Raw genomic sequence first — 16,912 nt, 5'->3', positions numbered from 1 at the left:
GTGGGCTCGCGTTCGCCGATGCCTATCCGGCAAGCGGCTCCGTGAACGCTACTGCTGCCGGCATCACACGGTCGCACCCGGATCCCATGCCCTTCCGCCGGCGGGAAGTTCCTCTCCGGTCGTCGGCAGGTACGCAGCATCATTTGCACTACGCGGCCCGGTACTACCTCGGGGGACCTTCGGTGTCCCCGCGGAAGAAGGCGCGAATCTCGTTGAGGCTGGGCGCGCCCGGCGAGATATCGGGAAGGTCGGGCAGGTCGTCGAAGTCGGCGTGGACGGGTGCGGCGAGGGCCTCGGCCTGCTGCTGCGCCCGGTGCGCCGCGGCCCGAGTAGCGTCCACGATCGCCCTGCTCAGCTGCTCCGGTGTCTGGCGCATTGCCGCGGCCGTGAGGCGCAGGTCCGTCAGCACGCCTGCGGCGTCCACGGTCACCTCTACCGATTGGTCGGGAGAACTCGTCTGCGTGCGAGCATTTTCCAATTCTCGGAACACATCGGCGAGTCGGCCCTGCTGACGTTCGAAGGAGTCGAGGAGATGTTCGAGCTGGTTGCGCATGCCGTTGTTGGCCGAGCGCAGGCCTTCACGCTCCCATCGATCCATGCCACAACCTTCCGACTCGAAATCCTCAGCGGACAGCGACGACCGAGGACCTCCGACCGTGCCCATAATGATGACCGACAGGTGCGTGGCAACTTTCACCGCTGATGGGAAGGGGGAAGAATCAGACGCCGTCCGCCCAGGCGGCAACGGGTCTCATCGCCGATCCGGTAACGCCGCGCGCGACATCACCACCAGCAGCCGACCCAGCACCTTCTGCGGGCCGTTGGCCTCGTCCTCACTCGATTCCACCGCGGCGAATGCCTCGGCCAGCGCCCTGCCCGGAACGAACAGACCCTGCTCGAAACAGTGGTCGCCGAGCTGCGCCCGCCATCGCTTGTAGCCGGCGACCACCCGGCTCAGCGACTCGCCTCGGGGGTCGTTGAGCCGCACGTATTCGGTGATGAGCGCGCGTTGCGCCTCTTTATGTGCCCGGAACCCGCCGGTGAGGTCGATCGCGGCGCCGAGTTCCCGCAGGATCGCGGTATACATCGGTCGACGTGGAGGACTGGATCGGGTCGTGGCCCGGAAACGGCCGGCCAACATCCGAGGATCGATCACAGCAGCGTGAGCCAGCACGATCCACGGCGCCATCCCCCCGGTGTGCTTTGCCGGGCTGCGATTCTCGACGGTAGATATCGAACCCGTCGCATCCCGGATCTCGATTCCGCGCAGCGTGGCCGGCATCCGCGGGAGGACGGTGTCGACAGCATCGGCGATGTCCTGGACCGTTGCCGCGGCGATACCCGCCGCCTCGAATCCGACGATCTCGATGTTGTGCCGGGCGGCCATCTCCCGGGCGATCCGCACGGCCTCGGCATCGGTTGCTCGGCGCGCACGCACGTTTGCAGGTTTCGGGGCCCGCTTCTTCCCGGGACGCTGCGGAGCAGGCTCCGGCTTCTTACCTGCGGGCGGGCGGTCCGAGGTGCGTGGAGGAGATACCCGAGGCGGAGTTTCGTTCGCCGGCGCGCCGGAAGGGCTCGGAGCCTTCGCCCAAGGGGTGCCCGACCCGTTCCGCGTCCACGGCGTATCCGCCGGCTTGCCAGAGTCGTTGCGACCGCCCGGCATCTGCTTCCCCGTCGGTGTATTCGCCGGCGCTCCCTGTCGCTCCGCGCCGTTGCCGGGCGTCGTCGGCGATCCGGTCTCGGCTGCCCGGGGTTGGTCGCCGGATTCGTCCTCGGGGGATGCGGTTTCCGGGGAATCGCTCGTCGAATCGTCCGGCTGTCCGGATTCCGGAGGTTGCTGTCCGGACTCTGCGGGCTGTCGGCCGGATGCCGGGGATTGCTGGCCGGATGCCTGTGGTTGCTGGCTGGGTGCCGGGGGTTGCTGTGTATCCGCGCTACCGCGGTCGTTCGGGCCATCCGGCTGCGGATGGGCGGAGTCTCGGTTCACCGGGCGATCGGACGTGCCCGGCGGCCGTGCGGAATCGTCCGGGTAGCTGAGGGATTTGCTGGACGTCGCCTGCGGAATGGGTCCTGCCGACCTGGTCCGGCTCGGTGCGTCCGTGTACGGGATTCGATCGTCGACCGAGTTTCGGATGTTCTGCCTACCGTAGTGATCCCGGTCCTCGAACGCCTCGGCCGCATCCTTCATCGCGGAACTCATCGCCCGGATGTCCGCGACGAGGTCGTCGAACCCCTCCAACGTACGGTTTGCACCGGGCTGGTAGGTGTGGGCGAACGTCTCGCCGGCTTCGTCGTCACCCCAGAACTCACCCTCGTCGGCTAGTGCCGCCTTCAGCTCGTTCGCCACCCGCTCGGCGTCTTCGGCAGCCTGCCGCAACTCCGCCGCCGATTCGCGCAGCTGGGCGAGGTCGACCGACAGTGATTCGGCCACGCAACCCCCTAGGTCGATATCGGGACGGCCCGGCCGTCTTCGGCTGCTGAACGGGACGTCGCGCATCGGCGAACCGCCACGCGCGAGGCAGACCCGAGCCGAAGCATAAGCGACGGCCGCTGACGTTCCCGACGGCGGGAATGTGGCGGCCGCGAAAGGCCGCCACCATCTTCGGGATGGTGGCGGCCTTTGTCGTTCGGTGCCTGGGTCAGCGGGTGAACAGAAGCGCTCGCTTGACTTCCTGAATCGCCTTGGTGACCTCGATGCCACGCGGGCAGGCGTCGGTGCAGTTGAAGGTGGTGCGGCAGCGCCAGACGCCTTCGACGTCGTTGAGGATGTCGAGGCGTTCGCGGGCGCCCTCGTCGCGGCTGTCGAAGATGAAGCGGTGGGCGTTCACGATCGCGGCCGGGCCGAAGTAGCTGCCGTCGCTCCAGTACACGGGGCAGGAGGTGGTGCAGCAGGCGCACAGGATGCACTTGGTGGTGTCATCGAACCGGGCGCGGTCGGCCTGGCTCTGGATGCGCTCGCGGGTGGGCTCGTTACCCGAGGTGATCAGGTAGGGCTTCACCGCGCGGAACGCGTCGAAGAACGGCTCCATGTTCACCACGAGGTCCTTCTCCACGGGCAGGCCGCGGATCGGCTCGACGGTGACGGTGATCGACTTGCCGTTCTTGGGCAGCATGTCCTTCATCAGCACCTTGCAGGCCAGCCGGTTGACACCGTTGATCCGCATGGCGTCGGAACCGCAGACGCCGTGCGCGCAGGACCGGCGGAAGGTGAGCGTGCCGTCCAGGTAGGACTTGATGTAGATCAGCAGGTTCAGGAAGCGGTCGGTCGGCAGCGCGGGCACCTGGAAGGACTCCCAGTGCGCGCCCTTGTCGTCCTCCGGGTTGAACCGGGCCACCTTGACGGTGATCATCACGGAGCCCTCGGGGACCGGAGCGGGCGTCTGCGAAGAGGGTGCTTCGGCAACAGCAGTCATCAGTACTTACGCTCCATCGGCTCGTAACGGGTCTGCACCACCGGCTTGAAGTCCAGGCGGATGTCCGAAAGGAGCTCCGAGCCCTCCTTGTAGGCCATCGTGTGGCGCATGAAGTTCACGTCGTCGCGGTCCGGGTAGTCCTCGCGGGCGTGGCCGCCGCGCGATTCCTTCCGGTTGAGCGCGCCGACCACGGTGACCTCGGCCAGCTCAAGCAGGAAGCCGAGCTCGACGGCCTCGAGCAGGTCGCTGTTGTAGCGCTTGCCCTTGTCCTGCACGGTGATCCGCGCGTAACGCTCCTTGAGCGCGTGGATGTCGGTGAGCGCCTGCTTGAGCGTGTCCTCGGTGCGGAACACCGAGGCGTTGTTGTCCATCGACCGCTGCAGCTCGGTGCGGATGTCGGCGACCCGCTCGTCGCCGTGCTCGCTCAACAGCTGGGTCAGCCAGTCCTGCACCATCTGCGCCGGGTTCTCCGGCAGCTCGACGAACTCGCTGCGCTGCGCGTACTCCGCGGCGGCGATGCCCGCGCGGCGGCCGAACACGTTGATGTCCAGCAGCGAGTTGGTGCCCAGACGGTTGGCGCCGTGCACCGAGACGCACGCGCACTCGCCCGCGGCGTAGAGGCCGGGGACGACGTCGCTGTTGTTGCGCAGCACCTCGCCGCGGATGCGGGTCGGGATGCCGCCCATCACGTAGTGACAGGTCGGGAACACCGGCACCAGTTCCTTCACCGGGTCCACACCCAGGTAGGTGCGGGAGAACTCGGTGATGTCGGGCAGCTTCTCCTCGAGCACGTCCTCGCCGAGGTGGGTCACGTCGATGTAGACGTAGTCCTTGTTCGGTCCAGCGCCGCGGCCCTCCAGCACCTCGAGCACCATCGAGCGGGCGACGATGTCACGCGGCGCGAGGTCCTTGATGGTGGGGGCGTAGCGCTCCATGAACCGCTCGCCGTCGGCGTTGCGCAGGATGCCGCCCTCGCCGCGGACGGCCTCGGAGATCAGGATGCCGAGTCCGGCCAGGCCCGTCGGGTGGAACTGGTGGAACTCCATGTCCTCCAGCGGCAGACCCTTGCGGAACACGATCGCCATGCCGTCGCCGGTCAGGGTGTGCGCGTTCGATGTGGTCTTGTACATCCGGCCCGAACCGCCGGTGGCGAACACGATCGACTTGGCGTGGAAGACGTGGATGTCGCCGGTGGCCAGCTCGTAGGCGATCACGCCGGTCGCGACCGGGCCGCGATCGGTGTCGGTGAGCACCAGGTCCAGCACGTAGAACTCGTTGAAGAACTCCACGTCGTGCTTGACGCAGTTTTGGTAGAGCGTCTGCAGGATCATGTGGCCGGTGCGGTCGGCGGCGTAGCACGCGCGACGAACCGGGGCCTTGCCGTGATCGCGAGTGTGCCCGCCGAAGCGCCGCTGGTCGATCTTGCCCTCGGGCGTCCGGTTGAACGGCAGGCCCATCTTCTCGAGGTCGAGCACCGCGTCGATGGCCTCTTTGGCCATGATCTCCGCGGCGTCCTGGTCGACCAGGTAGTCACCACCCTTGACCGTGTCGAAGGTGTGCCATTCCCAGTTGTCCTCTTCGACGTTGGCCAGCGCGGCGCACATGCCGCCCTGGGCCGCGCCGGTGTGGCTGCGGGTCGGGTACAGCTTGGTCAGCACCGCCGTCCGAGCACGCGGGCCGGCCTCGATCGCGGCGCGCATGCCCGCGCCGCCCGCGCCGACGATGACGACGTCGTAGCGGTGCTCCTGAACGGGTCGGGATTCACTCATCGAGGGGGCCTGTTCCTAACTGATGTTGGGGTCGAAGGTGAAGATGACGTAGGTGCCCACGCCGAGGATCAGGATCATCGAGGCGGCCAGCAGGGTCTTGAGCCAGAACCGGGTCGAGTCCTTGCGGGAGTAGTCGTCGATGACGGTGCGCAGGCCGTTGCCGCCGTGCAGCTGCGCCAGCCACAGCATGGTCAGGTCCCAGAGCTGCCAGAACGGGCTGGACCAGCGGCCCGCGACGAAGGCGAAGTTGAGTCGCTTCACGCCGCCGTCGAGCAGCAGCATGATCGCCATATGGCCGAGCACCAGCACGATCAGCAGCAGGCCGGAGAAACGCATGAACAGCCAGGCGTACTTCTCGAAGTTGTTGTTCGAGCGCGCGCGGGGCGAACGCGGCAGGTCCAGGCTGGCCGGACGGTCGTAAGACTTTCCGATGACAGGTGCGCTCATTATCTCAGTGCTCCGTGAACAGGTAGAAGAACTGGCGCCCGATCGCGGGAACGGCCAGCAGGAACCAGATCACGAGAATGATCCAGAGCATCAGGCGCTGGTACTTCGGGCCCTTGGACCAGAAGTCCACCAGGATCACGCGGACGCCGTTGAGCGCGTGGAACAGGACGACGACGACCAGGCCCATCTCCATCAACGCCACGATGGGCGTCTTGTAGGTCTCGATCGCTTCGTTGTAGGTGTCCGGGCTCACGCGCACGAGGGCGGTGTCGAGCACGTGGACGAAGAGGAAGAAGAAGATGGTGACGCCGGTGATCCGGTGCAGCGCCCACGACCACATTCCGGGGTCGCCTCGGTACAGCGTCTTCCGCTTCGGCTGGGCCGGAGCTTCAATCGTGGTCATAGAGTGCGGTGCCTCCAACGTCGTTGATGGACCCGGTTTCAGATCCGACGCCGACGGCGTGGCGGGCGAATGCCCAGGTGGCTGTACTCCGGCCCGTCGCAGGGAACCTGAACCGATCTGTTCTGGACTCTAATCCTCCAGCAATCCCGGAACTAATTCGGCGTACCGTGCGTTGCGCGACACCGGATCGGGTTAGGCTTGCCTTTCTTGATGGGTGCGGGGTTCCGTCGTGGTCCTTGCGCGGCCATGATCGGCTCGGTCCCGAAGGGGTTCTCTGTGTCGGAAATCGACTGGAAACTATTGCGCGACAACGCTTTTCAAGTCATGCACAACGCCTATGCGCCGTACTCGCGGTTTCCGGTCGGCGCCGCGGCTCTCAGTGTCGATGGCCGAACGGTGAGCGGTTGCAATGTGGAAAATGTCTCATACGGGTTGGGCCTTTGTGCCGAATGTGTACTCATCGGTAACTTGATTTCGGGGGGTGGGGGGCGTCTTCGGGCCATCTCCGTCACCGATTCTCGCGGCGAAATCCTGATGCCCTGCGGGCGCTGCCGCCAACTCCTCCACGAGCACGGTGGGGGCGATCTCTTGGTGGACCACAAGGCCGGGCCGGTGCCGTTGCGCACACTGCTGCCGGATGCGTTCGGCCCGGACGACCTGGATGCCGGGCAGGTATAGGCCGGATCCGTGAATCGGCGGACGACCTCGCCTCGGCGCGCACAGCCGAGGCGGCGCCGCGCGCGGTTCCGTCCCATCGGCGAGAACCCGGGTGTGCGCCGTCCCATGCCAAACTGTCGACCGTGACGGCACTGGACGCGGTTTCGATCATCACGACCAAGCGCGACGGCGGTGAGCTGTCGGACGCGCAGATCGACTGGGTGGTCGACGGCTTCACCCGCGGCGCGGTGGCCGACGAGCAGATGTCGGCGCTGGCCATGGCGATCGTCTGGCGCGGGATGACGCGGCGCGAGACGGCGCGGTGGACCGCCGCGATGATCGCGTCCGGGCGGCGCATAGATCTCACCGGTCTGCCGCGCCCGACCGTGGACAAGCACTCGACCGGCGGCGTGGGCGACAAGATCACGCTGCCGCTGGCGCCGCTGGTCGCGGCGTGCGGCGCGGCGGTGCCGCAGTTGTCCGGGCGCGGCCTCGGCCACACCGGCGGCACCCTGGACAAGCTGGAATCCATCCCCGGCTGGCAGGCGGACGTGCCCGCGTCGCGGATGCGAGATCTCCTGACCGATCCGGCCATCGGCGCGGTGATCTGCGCGGCAGGCGCCGACCTCGCGCCCGCGGACCGACGGCTCTACGCCTTGCGCGACGTCACCGGCACGGTCGAATCGATCCCGCTGATCGCCAGCTCCATCATGAGCAAGAAGATCGCCGAGGGCACTGCGGCGCTGTTGCTGGACGTCAAGGTCGGCTCCGGCGCGTTCCTGAAGACCCTCGACGGGGCGCGCGAGCTGGCGACCGCGATGGTCGAACTCGGCGACGACGCGGGTGTGCGGACGGTCGCGTTGCTCACCGCCATGGACACCCCGCTCGGCCGCACCGCCGGCAATGCCATGGAAGTCGCCGAATCGGTGGAGGTGCTCGCGGGCGGCGGTCCCGCCGACGTCGTCGAGCTGACCATCGCCTTGGCTCGCGAGATGGTCGCGCTGGCCGGGCTCGACGCCGACCCCGCGGACGCGCTGGCCGACGGCAGAGCGATGGATCACTGGCGGGCGATGATTCGCGCCCAGGGCGGCGACCCGGACGCGAAGCTGCCCACCGCGAAACACACCGAGACCGTGCGCGCCGCCGCCGACGGCGTCCTGACCAGGCTCGATGCGCTGGGTGTCGGCATCGCCGCCTGGCGTCTCGGGGCGGGCCGCGCACGTCAGGGCGATCCTGTTCAGTTCGGCGCGGGCATCGAAATGCACGCCAAACCGGGTGATGCCGTGACAGCGGGACAGCCGCTGCTCACTCTGCATACCGATACTCCCGAGGCGTTTCCCGGCGCTATGGAAGCTCTGCGCGATGCCGTCACCATCGGAACCGATGCCGCGCCCACTCCGGGCCCGCTGCTTCTCGATCGCATCACGTCCTGAGCTGTCCGCGGTGACCCCTCGGGCCTGACCGACTTGCTTGCTCCACACGTCCTGCCCCGGCCGGGCCTGCGCCGTACTCGACCGTTCGGCCTCTGTAAGGGTGAGCATCACCAGGCTCCCGATCCGGAATCAGCGCACATACGCGCTTGCGGTCCACGGTCCCTGCGTCGGTGGCTGGTCCGAGGGGCCGCGATACTCCGGCCTGTCGTTGGCCGCACACGTGACGCGCGGGTGACGCAGAACCGGTCGGTGTCCGGTTGTGGACCGGCCGGCATCCGGCGCGCAACGAGATGGTTGTTACGGCCGAAGTCGGCTGCCGTTTCGGCCCGCTGCGGCTACCGTCGATACATGACTGGACCGATGCCTCTGACCCTCGCCTCGATCCGCCAAGCGCCCAAAGCGCTGCTGCACGACCACCTCGACGGTGGCCTGCGGCCCGCGACGGTGCTCGACCTCGCCGCGCAGTGCGGCTACGAGGACCTACCGGCCGACGACGAGGCGTCGCTGGCGGCCTGGTTCCGCGATGCGGCCGACAGCGGATCGCTGGAACGGTACCTGGAGACCTTCGCGCATACCGTCGCCGTGATGCAGACCCCCGAGGGCCTGCGCCGGGTCGCCCGCGAATGCGCCGAGGACCTCGCCGCCGACGGCGTGGTGTACGCGGAGGTGCGTTTCGCCCCCGAACAGCACTTGGAGCGCGGTCTCACGCTGGACGAGGTGGTCGAGCACACGCTGACCGGGTTCCGCGAAGGCGAGGCGGCCGCCGCCGAGAACGGACACCCGATCGTGGTGACCTGCCTGCTCACCGCGATGCGGCACGCCGCGCGCTCGCGTGAGATCGCGGAGCTGGCGGTGCGCTTCCGCGATCGCGGGGTGGGCGGTTTCGACATCGCCGGCGCGGAGGCCGGTTACCCGCCGAGCAGGCACCTGGACGCGTTCGAATACATGCGCGCCAACAGCGCGCACTTCACCATCCACGCTGGCGAGGCCTTCGGTCTGCCGTCCATCCACGAGGCGCTCGCGTTCTGTGGCTGCGACCGGCTCGGCCACGGCGTGCGGATCACCGACGACATCACCGTGCCCGGCGCCGTCGAGGACGCACAGCTCGGGCTGGTCGCCAACTATGTCCGCGACCTGCGCATCCCGCTGGAGTTGTGTCCGTCGTCGAACGTGCAGACCGGCGCGGTGCCCTCGCTGGACAAGCACCCCTTCGACCTGCTGGCCCGCCTGCGCTTCCGCGTCACGGTCAATACCGACAACCGGCTGATGAGCGACACCAGTATGAGCCAGGAGATGCTCAAACTGGTCGAGACGTTCGGCTACGGCTGGAGCGACCTGGAACGGTTCACCATCAACGCCATGAAGTCGGCGTTCATCCCGTTTCCCGAGCGGTTGCGGATCATCGACGACATCATCAAGCCCGGATACGCGGTCCTCATCGGGTAGAGCTGTTCATAGGACGGATCGCGGGCGCGCACGAGGGTAGGCAGCGCTGGATCACCGCGCGCGGCAGCGAGGTTCCGCAGTCGGCAACCGGTTCGCTAGCGTGGCGATCATGGCGACCTTGCGCATCCCCCGCCGGTTCAACGGACCGCCCGACTCCGGCAACGGTGGTTACGTGGCCGGTCTGCTCGCCGACCAGCTGGCCGAGCAGACCGTCACCGTGATCCTGCGCAGTCCGCCGCCCCTGGAGACGCCGCTCGACGTGCGGGACGAACGGCTCTACGACGGGGACAGGCTGATCGCCGAGTCGAGGGGCGGTGAACTCGAACGCGACGCACCGCGTCATGTCGCGTTCGACGATGCGGTGGAGGCGACACGCAGCTACACGAGCGTCGAGATGTTCGCCTCCTGCTTCGTCTGTGGCAGCTGCCGGGCGGACGGTCTGCGCATCGAACCCGGCCGGCTCGATGAGAACCGAGTGGCCGCGCCGTGGGTGCCCGACGCCACCGTGCCGCTGGGGCCGCCGCTGCTGTGGGCCGCGATGGATTGCCCTGGCGGCTGGTCGCTGCCCGGCATGATCGAACGTCCCGCGCTACTCGGCTCGATGACCGCCACGGTGCACGGCATACCGCACGTCGACGAGCGCTGCGTCGTGGTGGGCGAGTTCCACGGCGAGCAGGGCCGCAAATGCTTCGCCTCGACCGCGGTCTACAGCGCCGACGGACGCCTACTCGGGCAGGCCGAGCAGGTCTGGATCCGCTTGACCTGATTACTGCTTGTCGAGTCGGGACTCCAGGTTGCGTTCCAATTCCCGCCAGGCCTGGGACTCGGCGGCGAACGGCGGGTTGGGCGCCAGCCGGGTGGGGTCGGGGTTCAGCAGGTAGGAGACATACCAGCCCAGCGGGGTGGACTGGGCCAGGGCTTGTTCCACCGTGTCGTCGTCGGCGTAGTCGGCGGCGTCGGTGAACAGTTCGACCGCCAGGTCCAGCTGCTCGATGTCGACCGCCTCCGGGCCTTCGGCCAGGTCCTCGGCCAAGCCGGGCAGCACGTAGACGTTCTCGTCGGTGACCTCGACCTCCAGCGAGCCGTCCACCGCCGCGGTCTGCACATCGGCGAAGGTGCTCACGCGGGACAGATCGTGCTCGTGGTCGTCGGCGAGGTAGCGGGCCAGCGCACGTTCGGAGGAGAACACGGTGATCGAGCCCTTAGAGCCGAGGAAGATCGGCTCGTCGTCGAGGTAACAGCGCAGCGTGAAGACGCTGCCCTCGGACGTGATGATCTTGACCGGGTCGATGCCGAACTCGTGCCAGAACGATTCGTCCTCGTCTTCCTCGTCCTCGTCGTCTTCCTCTTCGTCGAGGTCGACGGGCTCGAACTCCTCGTCCTCGTCGCTGTCGGCCGCGTCGTCGGCGTCGACCACGTTCTCCTCGGCAGCCAGCAGTTCGGCCTCGGCGACCGCGACCGCCTCGGCGTCGACCTCGGGCGTCCGCACCACGGAGTCGATTGCGTCCAGAACGTCGTCCCAGCCCTTGGCGATGGCCGCGCCGATCTGGTCCCACAGCTCCTCGCCGTCGCGACCGTCGAACGCGCTCACGCCGCCGGGCAGCGCGCCGAGCACCGGATGCGAGCCGAAGAACTTGGTCACCGTCTCCAGTTCGCACACCTCGCCGATGTTGCGGACCATGCCGAGCGTGTCCTCCAGCTCGGCGACGGTGTCGACGTCGGGCTCGCCCGCCGCCAGCTCCGGCACCGCGACCAGGTCGAAGGAGAAGTTCTCCTCCGGCTCCAGTTCGACCGCCGACAGACCCGCGATGACCTTCCAGGCCGGATGGTCCACCAGGTCGTTGTCGGCGTTGGTGCGGATGAATGCGGCCAGCTCCGCCACGGACTCGAAACCGTAGAGGGCGTCCTCGTGACCGAGGAACGCCTCCCACTCGTCGTCACCGTCTCGCCAGCGCGGTGCCCACAAGGTGACGAGATCGCCGTCGGTCAGGCCGAGCTCGATCGGGACGATGTCTCCAGAAGCCATGTGCGGAAGCCTATCGACCTTCCGCGTCAGGCACTATCCGGCCCGCCCCCATTCGTCCCCGCGGGCGGCTCCGCCGCGGGGACGAACGACTCGTTCAGTGTCGCAACGACCTTGGACCGCTGTGCACCGGCGTCCTCGGCGGCCTGCCTGCATGCCCAGACGATCAACTGTCCGACCTCCGCGGGCGGCAGTGCGGTGACCGATTCCGCCAAGGTCAGGCCGACCATCGCGCCATCGCTGTTCACCTCGACGCTCACCGCGCCGTCCTCCGAGGTGAACCGCCCACGCACCTGCTTCAGCCCGTACAGCGCGGCTTCCAGCGCCTCCAGTTTCTGGGTGGCCGACGTGACCAGGGCGTCCATTTCCGCACTCATACCGGCCTCATCCAGCTCGTCGGTCCCGTGTCCGCGTCGTCGATCCGGTCCAGCTCGTCCACCGCCTGCTGGCGGGTGGGCAGGCCGAGCCGGTCGAGGATGTCCGAGGGCATGCCCGCCTCGGCGAGCAGCTCGCGCCGCCGCGCCCGCGCCGCGATGGCGGAACGCTGGGTGAGCCGCAGGATCTCGTTCGCGAGCGACTGTGCGCCGTAGCGGTATTCGCTGCGCTCGAACTTGATCTCCACCGGCATGCCCTGGTCGGTGGCGCGCACCGAGATGGTGCCCGACCGGTTGCTGCTGGCCGCCACCGTGACATTCGGGACTTGAGGTCGGGTCATGCCGTCGGCCTGTAGAAGCCGTGGAAGTCCATGCCTGAGTTCTCCGTTCGAATCGAGCTGATCTGGACCGGGTCACCCGCCTCGACGAACTGCCCGTTGCCGATCACCATGGCCACGTGGCCGTCCCAGATCGCGAGGTCGCCTGGCATCAGGTCACCGGCCGACACCGGTGTGGCCCCGTTGCCCTGGTCGGCCGCGAGCCGGGGCAGGTCGACGCCCGCCTCGCCGTAGGCGTATTTGGTGAGCCCGCTGCAGTCCAATCCGGCGCCCGGGCTGTTGCCGCCCCAGACGTAGGGCGTGCCGACGGCGCCGATCGCCGACCGGACCGCTGTGGCGGCCTGTTCGTTGGGGGCCTCCACGACGCTGCCGTCGGGCAGCGTGATCTTCACGCCCTTGCCGTCGTCGGGCGCCCCCGACGAACCGGTGTCCGGCCGGGGCGTACCCGACGACGTGCCGGGCGTGCCGCTGGAACCGCGCGAGGACAGCGACTGCAGCGGTGTGGCCATCACGGTGCTCAGTAACGACCCCGCACCGTTGAGCACGCCGGACGCGGCGGACGCTGCTTGCTGCACGCCGGCGGCGGGCACACCGGCGAGCGACGTGGTGGGCGGCGGCGGGGTCAGGTCGTTCATCGAAGCGGTGTGCGTCTGCAATTCGTTCTGCACCCGCCCGACGACGTTGAGCGCCTGGTTGAGGTGGTCGATCGCCGAGCCGACGAGCACCGTCAGACCCTCCGGCGTCGCCAGGACCGGACCCATGCTCGCCGCGGTGTTCACGAACGACTGCGCGATGTCGGTGAGTTCCTTCTGACCTGTCTCGACTTCGCCCGCGGCCTGGTTCACGACCGTGGCCATGTCGTTGCCGCGATCGGAGATGGTGGCGGCGGTGGTCTGCACGCGCAGCGCTTTCGCGGTGGCCGCGTCGGCGGCGCGGCCGTCCCACGCGGCGTTCATCTCGTTGATGCTGTCGCGGCCCATCTGATGGATCTGGTCGACCACGGTCGAGGTGCTGCGCAGCGCGTCGGTGGGACCGCCCGCGGGCAGCACACCGCTGCCGAAGCTGGCGAGTAGGTCCAGGATCGGCTGGGCCAGTGCGTTGACATCGATCACGCGCTCACTCCAGCTCGGCGGCCGCGTTCCGCAGCGCTCCGGCGTGGGCGGCGTCGGTTTCGGTGAGGACGGCCGCGGACCCGGTGGCCGCGCCGCCCATGCTGGTCAGCACCGCCGACAGCTGCCCGATCGAGGCCACGTGCCCGGCGTGCGCCGCGGCGTAGGCCGCCATGAAGTCACCGCCGATCAACCCCATGATCGGGCCGAGCAACGCGGGCTCGGCCGCCGCCGCGCTCACCCCCGCCGCCGCCATCTCACCGGCCATGACGTGCGCGGTCGCACCGTAGGCCGCGATGCCTTCGGTGTCCGCCGACATCTTTCGCATCAGAGCTTCCCCCATCTGTTGTTCCCAGGCAGAGTACGTCATCCACTTGGTTCGACGCGCGCTGTTCCGTTTCGGTTCCGCCGCTTCGGAAAAAAAGTCCGGTGGCGTCCGGCGGGGCGTCCGCGACCGACCTTATCGTTCCCTCATGCGCACCCACACCGTGGACCATCCACTCGTCGCCGCCCTGATCACCACCATGCGGGACGAGCGAACGCCGAATCCGGCTTTCCGTGCCGCACTGCGTGATCTGACCGGAATCCTGATCTACGAGGCGCTGCGCGACGCGGAGGTGGAGCGCTTCGAGATCGTCACCCCGGTCGCTCCCACCGAAGGCGTCCGGCTGGCCCACCCGCCGCTGCTGGTTCCGGTGCTGCGCGCCGGACTCGGCATGGTCGACGCGGCCGCCGAGTTGATCCCGGACGCCAGAATCGGATTCGTCGGTCTCGCTCGCGACGAGGACACGCACCTGCCGGTGCCCTACATGGAATCACTGCCCGCGGATCTGGCGGGGCTGCCGGTCTTCGTGCTCGACCCGATGCTGGCCACGGGCGGCTCGATGCGGCACACCCTGGAGCTGCTCGCGGCACGCGGCGCCACCGACATCACCGCGGTGTGCGTCGTCGCGGCTCCGGAAGGCATTGCGACACTGGCCGATTCGGGCCTGTCGGTGCGGCTGGTCACCGCCGTCGTCGACGCGGGCCTGAACGAGAACGCCTATATCGTGCCCGGTCTCGGCGACGCGGGCGACAGGCAATTCGGCCCGCGCTGAAGCTCTGCGGGTCAGAATTTCCGACAGAAGTCGCGCAGCGCCGAGAGGCGTTCGCGTGCGGCGGCTCGCGCGGCCGGAAGATCGGCGCGCGAGCCGACCGGTTCGACCACCTCCAGATAGCACTTGAGCTTCGGCTCGGTGCCGGAAGGCCGCACGACCACGCGCGACGAAACACCCTGGAAGATCAGCGCGTCGGTGCGCATCCGGCCACGTACGCGGAGCTGATCGGTGTACTCCACCGGCTCGCCCGCGATCTCGTGCGGCGGATCCGTCCGCAACCGCTCGACCGCGGCGGCGGCCGCCGCGGCCGAGGCGAGTCGCAGCGACACCTGATCGCCCGCGTGCAGGCCGAATTCCACCGCGTAGTCGTCGAGTTCGTCGTTCAGGTCGCGGCCCGCGGCCTTCAACCGGGCCACCAGGTCGGCGGCCAGCACGGCGGCGGAGATGCCGTCCTTGTCCCGGACCGCCGCCGGGTCGACGCAGTGGCCGATCGCCTCCTCGTAGGCGTACACCAAGCCGTCGCCCGCCCGAGCCAGCCATTTGAACCCCGTGAGCGTTTCCGCGTAGCGGCCGCCGCGCGCGGGCGCCAGCTTCGACAGCAGCCGCGAGGACACGATGGTCGTCGCCACCAGCGCATCGTCCGGGGCGGTGCGCAGCACGCAGTCGCCGAGGAGCGCGCCGGTCTCGTCGCCGCGCAGCATCCGCCAGCCACCGTCCGGCCACGGGACGCCGACCGCGCACCGGTCGGCGTCCGGATCCAGCGCGATCGCCACGTCGGCGCCGACCCGTGCCGCCGTCGCGAGCAGCAGATCCGTCGCGCCGGGTTCCTCCGGGTTCGGGAACGCGACGGTGGGGAAGTCGGGGTCCGGTCGGAACTGGTCATCGACCACATGGACATCGGAAAAACCCGCCGCGCGGAGCGCTTCGACAGCGAGTTCGCCGCCGACGCCGTGCAGCGGAGTGAGCGCGATCCGGATTCCGGCGCGCGCGCCCGATCCGCCGATCCGGGCGGGCAGTCCGGCCACGCGGTGGAGATAACGCCGCACGAGGTCGTCGTCGGCGGGAGTGACCGGCACGCGGTCGATCGGCTCGGCGACCGCCTCGATGCAGCGCTCGATCTCGGCGTCGGCCGGGGCGATCAACTGCGACCCGCCGTCGAGGTAGACCTTGTAGCCGTTGTCGGTGGCCGGATTGTGTGAGGCGGTGATCTGCACGCCCGCGACCGCGCCCAACTCACGCACCGCGTACGCGACCACCGGCGTGGGCAGCGGACGCGGCAGCAGCTTCACCGGGAAGCCCGCGGCGGCGAAGATCTCCGCGGTCGCCGCGGCGAACTCGGCGGAACCATGCCTGGCGTCGCGGCCGACGACCACCGTGCCGCCCCCCAGGCAGCGGTCACGCAACCACGCCACGAGGCCGGCGGTCGCCCGGCTCACCGTGGTGATGTTCATGCCGTCGGGGCCGTCGCGCAGCGGCCCGCGCAGGCCTGCCGTGCCGAAGCGCAGCATCTACACCCGTTCCAGCACGCCGCGCAGCAGTTTGCCGAGGCGGGGCGCGGCGGCATGGCCTTCGGCGAGCACCTCGGCATGGGACAGATGCGCGCCCGTGACCCCCGCGGCCAAGTTGGTGACCAGCGAGATGCCCAGCAGCCGCGCACCGAGCGCGCGGCAGGCGATGGCCTCCAGCACCGTGGACATGCCGACCAGATCAGCGCCGATGGTGCGCAACATCCTGATCTCGGCGGGCGTCTCGTACTGCGGCCCGGTGAGCCCCGCGTAGACGCCCTCGGCCAGGCTCGGGTCGATCTCCCTGGCCAGCGCCCGCAACTCCGGATCCCAGGCGTCGACCAGGTCGACGAAGGTCGCGCCTGCCAGCGGCGTGCGGCCGGTCAAGTTCAGATGGTCGCTGATCAGCACCGGCTCACCCACCCGGAGACCGGAGCGGATACCACCCGCGGCGTTGGTCAGCACGATGATCTCCGCGCCCGCTGCCACGGCCGCCGACACCGGGTGCACCACATCGGCGGGCTGATACCCCTCGTAGAGATGCTGGCGGCCCATCAGCAGCAGCACCGCGTTGTCGTCCACCTGGACGGAATGGATCATGCCGACATGGCCCTGCGCGGTCGGCTTCCCGAAACCGGGCAGCTCCGGCATCGACACCGACGCCCGCGGCGCCCCGATCTCCGCGGCCGCGTCCTGCCAGCCCGACCCCAGCACCACCGCGATCCGGTGGCGTGACACTCCCGTACGTTCGGCGATCGCCTCGGCGGCCTGTTCGGCAAGCATGATCGTCACCATAGCTGTGTTTGATCGGCAGCGCCTTCGGCGCTGCGTGTTCGCGGCCCCTTGTGGCTCGCGTTTGCGCGACCGCCGCTTGCTCCTTCGTCGCGTACGCGGCGGC

At 68.8% G+C, this 16,912-nt stretch carries 18 protein-coding genes; 5 read left to right on the top strand and 13 right to left on the bottom strand.

Going from position 1 to position 16,912, the window contains the following annotated elements:
* Nucleotides 1-163: 163 nt before the first annotated feature.
* The 6 genes from ACWEH3_RS02285 to sdhC form a co-directional block, all read right to left on the bottom strand.
* On the bottom strand, nt 164-598 hold the full coding sequence (locus tag ACWEH3_RS02285) for a YbaB/EbfC family nucleoid-associated protein (protein WP_450019309.1): 435 nt from the start codon (nt 596-598) through the stop codon (nt 164-166).
* A 153-nt stretch (nt 599-751) separates the two neighbouring features.
* Nucleotides 752-2,431 carry a hypothetical protein gene (locus tag ACWEH3_RS02280; protein WP_450019307.1) on the bottom strand — a complete coding sequence of 560 codons (1,680 nt, stop codon included), beginning with the start codon at nt 2,429-2,431 and terminating at the stop codon, nt 752-754.
* A 208-nt stretch (nt 2,432-2,639) separates the two neighbouring features.
* Nucleotides 2,640-3,413, bottom strand: coding sequence for a succinate dehydrogenase iron-sulfur subunit (locus tag ACWEH3_RS02275; RefSeq protein WP_067803461.1), 774 nt, complete (start codon nt 3,411-3,413; stop codon nt 2,640-2,642).
* Nucleotides 3,413-5,182 carry a succinate dehydrogenase flavoprotein subunit gene (gene sdhA, locus ACWEH3_RS02270; RefSeq protein WP_450019305.1) on the bottom strand — a complete coding sequence of 590 codons (1,770 nt, stop codon included), beginning with the start codon at nt 5,180-5,182 and terminating at the stop codon, nt 3,413-3,415. The genes ACWEH3_RS02275 and sdhA overlap by 1 nt, the downstream gene beginning before the upstream one ends.
* A 15-nt stretch (nt 5,183-5,197) precedes the next feature.
* Nucleotides 5,198-5,629 carry a succinate dehydrogenase hydrophobic membrane anchor subunit gene (locus ACWEH3_RS02265; protein ID WP_450019303.1) on the bottom strand — a complete coding sequence of 144 codons (432 nt, stop codon included), beginning with the start codon at nt 5,627-5,629 and terminating at the stop codon, nt 5,198-5,200.
* Nucleotides 5,630-5,633: 4 nt separating this feature from the next.
* Complete coding sequence (sdhC, locus tag ACWEH3_RS02260) at nt 5,634-6,032, bottom strand: succinate dehydrogenase, cytochrome b556 subunit (RefSeq protein WP_450019301.1); 399 nt, start codon at nt 6,030-6,032, stop codon at nt 5,634-5,636.
* A 276-nt stretch (nt 6,033-6,308) separates the two neighbouring features.
* On the opposite strand from sdhC, the gene ACWEH3_RS02255 reads away from it, so the two are divergent.
* The 4 genes from ACWEH3_RS02255 to ACWEH3_RS02240 all read left to right on the top strand — a co-directional run bounded on the left by ACWEH3_RS02255 (nt 6,309) and on the right by ACWEH3_RS02240 (nt 10,334).
* Nucleotides 6,309-6,710: a cytidine deaminase gene (locus ACWEH3_RS02255; protein WP_356964662.1), complete on the top strand. Its 402-nt coding sequence runs from the start codon at nt 6,309-6,311 to the stop codon at nt 6,708-6,710.
* Nucleotides 6,711-6,832: 122 nt separating this feature from the next.
* A complete protein-coding gene (locus tag ACWEH3_RS02250) occupies nt 6,833-8,122 on the top strand; it encodes a thymidine phosphorylase (RefSeq protein WP_450019299.1) in 1,290 nt (429 codons plus the stop codon).
* 348 nt (nt 8,123-8,470) lie between these two features.
* Complete coding sequence (locus tag ACWEH3_RS02245) at nt 8,471-9,568, top strand: adenosine deaminase (RefSeq protein WP_450019297.1); 1,098 nt, start codon at nt 8,471-8,473, stop codon at nt 9,566-9,568.
* Nucleotides 9,569-9,677: 109 nt separating this feature from the next.
* On the top strand, nt 9,678-10,334 hold the full coding sequence (locus ACWEH3_RS02240; RefSeq protein ID WP_450019295.1) for a hypothetical protein: 657 nt from the start codon (nt 9,678-9,680) through the stop codon (nt 10,332-10,334).
* Here the strand turns inward: ACWEH3_RS02240 and ACWEH3_RS02235 are convergent, their stop codons facing one another.
* Genes ACWEH3_RS02235 through ACWEH3_RS02215 form a run of 5 tightly spaced genes read right to left on the bottom strand, consistent with a single transcriptional unit; the run spans nt 10,335 to nt 13,755 of the window.
* A complete protein-coding gene (locus ACWEH3_RS02235) occupies nt 10,335-11,594 on the bottom strand; it encodes a primosomal protein (RefSeq protein WP_450019293.1) in 1,260 nt (419 codons plus the stop codon). It abuts the gene before it with no gap.
* A gap of 26 nt (nt 11,595-11,620) precedes the next feature.
* On the bottom strand, nt 11,621-11,968 hold the full coding sequence (locus ACWEH3_RS02230; RefSeq protein ID WP_450019291.1) for a YbaB/EbfC family nucleoid-associated protein: 348 nt from the start codon (nt 11,966-11,968) through the stop codon (nt 11,621-11,623).
* Nucleotides 11,965-12,306 carry a hypothetical protein gene (locus tag ACWEH3_RS02225; RefSeq protein ID WP_067803443.1) on the bottom strand — a complete coding sequence of 114 codons (342 nt, stop codon included), beginning with the start codon at nt 12,304-12,306 and terminating at the stop codon, nt 11,965-11,967. Before ACWEH3_RS02225 ends, ACWEH3_RS02230 begins: the two co-directional genes overlap by 4 nt.
* Complete coding sequence (locus ACWEH3_RS02220) at nt 12,303-13,415, bottom strand: C40 family peptidase (RefSeq protein ID WP_450019289.1); 1,113 nt, start codon at nt 13,413-13,415, stop codon at nt 12,303-12,305. Before ACWEH3_RS02220 ends, ACWEH3_RS02225 begins: the two co-directional genes overlap by 4 nt.
* A gap of 4 nt (nt 13,416-13,419) precedes the next feature.
* Nucleotides 13,420-13,755, bottom strand: coding sequence for a hypothetical protein (locus tag ACWEH3_RS02215; protein WP_450019287.1), 336 nt, complete (start codon nt 13,753-13,755; stop codon nt 13,420-13,422).
* A 130-nt stretch (nt 13,756-13,885) separates the two neighbouring features.
* Here ACWEH3_RS02215 and upp point away from each other — a divergent pair, with 130 nt between their 5' ends.
* Nucleotides 13,886-14,509 carry a uracil phosphoribosyltransferase gene (upp, locus tag ACWEH3_RS02210; protein WP_452358254.1) on the top strand — a complete coding sequence of 208 codons (624 nt, stop codon included), beginning with the start codon at nt 13,886-13,888 and terminating at the stop codon, nt 14,507-14,509.
* An 11-nt stretch (nt 14,510-14,520) separates the two neighbouring features.
* Here upp and ACWEH3_RS02205 read toward each other — a convergent pair whose 3' ends face one another.
* Both ACWEH3_RS02205 and ACWEH3_RS02200 read right to left on the bottom strand, forming a co-directional pair.
* The gene (locus tag ACWEH3_RS02205; protein ID WP_452358253.1) at nt 14,521-16,017 is read right to left on the bottom strand and encodes a phospho-sugar mutase; all 1,497 of its coding nucleotides are present in this window, start codon (nt 16,015-16,017) and stop codon (nt 14,521-14,523) included.
* Nucleotides 16,018-16,797 carry a purine-nucleoside phosphorylase gene (locus ACWEH3_RS02200; RefSeq protein WP_450026891.1) on the bottom strand — a complete coding sequence of 260 codons (780 nt, stop codon included), beginning with the start codon at nt 16,795-16,797 and terminating at the stop codon, nt 16,018-16,020. It lies immediately after the preceding gene.
* Nucleotides 16,798-16,912 lie beyond the last annotated feature (115 nt).

It is taken from the genome of Nocardia sp. NPDC004718 (assembly GCF_053601535.1).
This window is presented reverse-complemented; position numbering and strand designations above follow the sequence as displayed.

Bases quoted from the DNA above. Each gene is read 5' to 3' on its own strand.
- ACWEH3_RS02285 (WP_450019309.1), bottom strand. From the start codon at position 598: ATGGATCGATGGGAGCGTGAAGGCCTGCGCTCGGCCAACAACGGCATG.
- ACWEH3_RS02275 (WP_067803461.1), bottom strand. From the start codon at position 3,413: ATGACTGCTGTTGCCGAAGCACCCTCTTCGCAGACGCCCGCTCCGGTC.
- sdhA (WP_450019305.1), bottom strand. From the start codon at position 5,182: ATGAGTGAATCCCGACCCGTTCAGGAGCACCGCTACGACGTCGTCATC.
- ACWEH3_RS02265 (WP_450019303.1), bottom strand. From the start codon at position 5,629: ATGAGCGCACCTGTCATCGGAAAGTCTTACGACCGTCCGGCCAGCCTG.
- sdhC (WP_450019301.1), bottom strand. From the start codon at position 6,032: ATGACCACGATTGAAGCTCCGGCCCAGCCGAAGCGGAAGACGCTGTAC.
- ACWEH3_RS02245 (WP_450019297.1), top strand. From the start codon at position 8,471: ATGACTGGACCGATGCCTCTGACCCTCGCCTCGATCCGCCAAGCGCCC.
- ACWEH3_RS02240 (WP_450019295.1), top strand. From the start codon at position 9,678: ATGGCGACCTTGCGCATCCCCCGCCGGTTCAACGGACCGCCCGACTCC.
- ACWEH3_RS02235 (WP_450019293.1), bottom strand. From the start codon at position 11,594: ATGGCTTCTGGAGACATCGTCCCGATCGAGCTCGGCCTGACCGACGGC.
- ACWEH3_RS02230 (WP_450019291.1), bottom strand. From the start codon at position 11,968: ATGAGTGCGGAAATGGACGCCCTGGTCACGTCGGCCACCCAGAAACTG.
- ACWEH3_RS02225 (WP_067803443.1), bottom strand. From the start codon at position 12,306: ATGACCCGACCTCAAGTCCCGAATGTCACGGTGGCGGCCAGCAGCAAC.
- ACWEH3_RS02215 (WP_450019287.1), bottom strand. From the start codon at position 13,755: ATGGGGGAAGCTCTGATGCGAAAGATGTCGGCGGACACCGAAGGCATC.
- upp (WP_452358254.1), top strand. From the start codon at position 13,886: ATGCGCACCCACACCGTGGACCATCCACTCGTCGCCGCCCTGATCACC.
- ACWEH3_RS02205 (WP_452358253.1), bottom strand. From the start codon at position 16,017: ATGCTGCGCTTCGGCACGGCAGGCCTGCGCGGGCCGCTGCGCGACGGC.
- ACWEH3_RS02200 (WP_450026891.1), bottom strand. From the start codon at position 16,797: ATGCTTGCCGAACAGGCCGCCGAGGCGATCGCCGAACGTACGGGAGTG.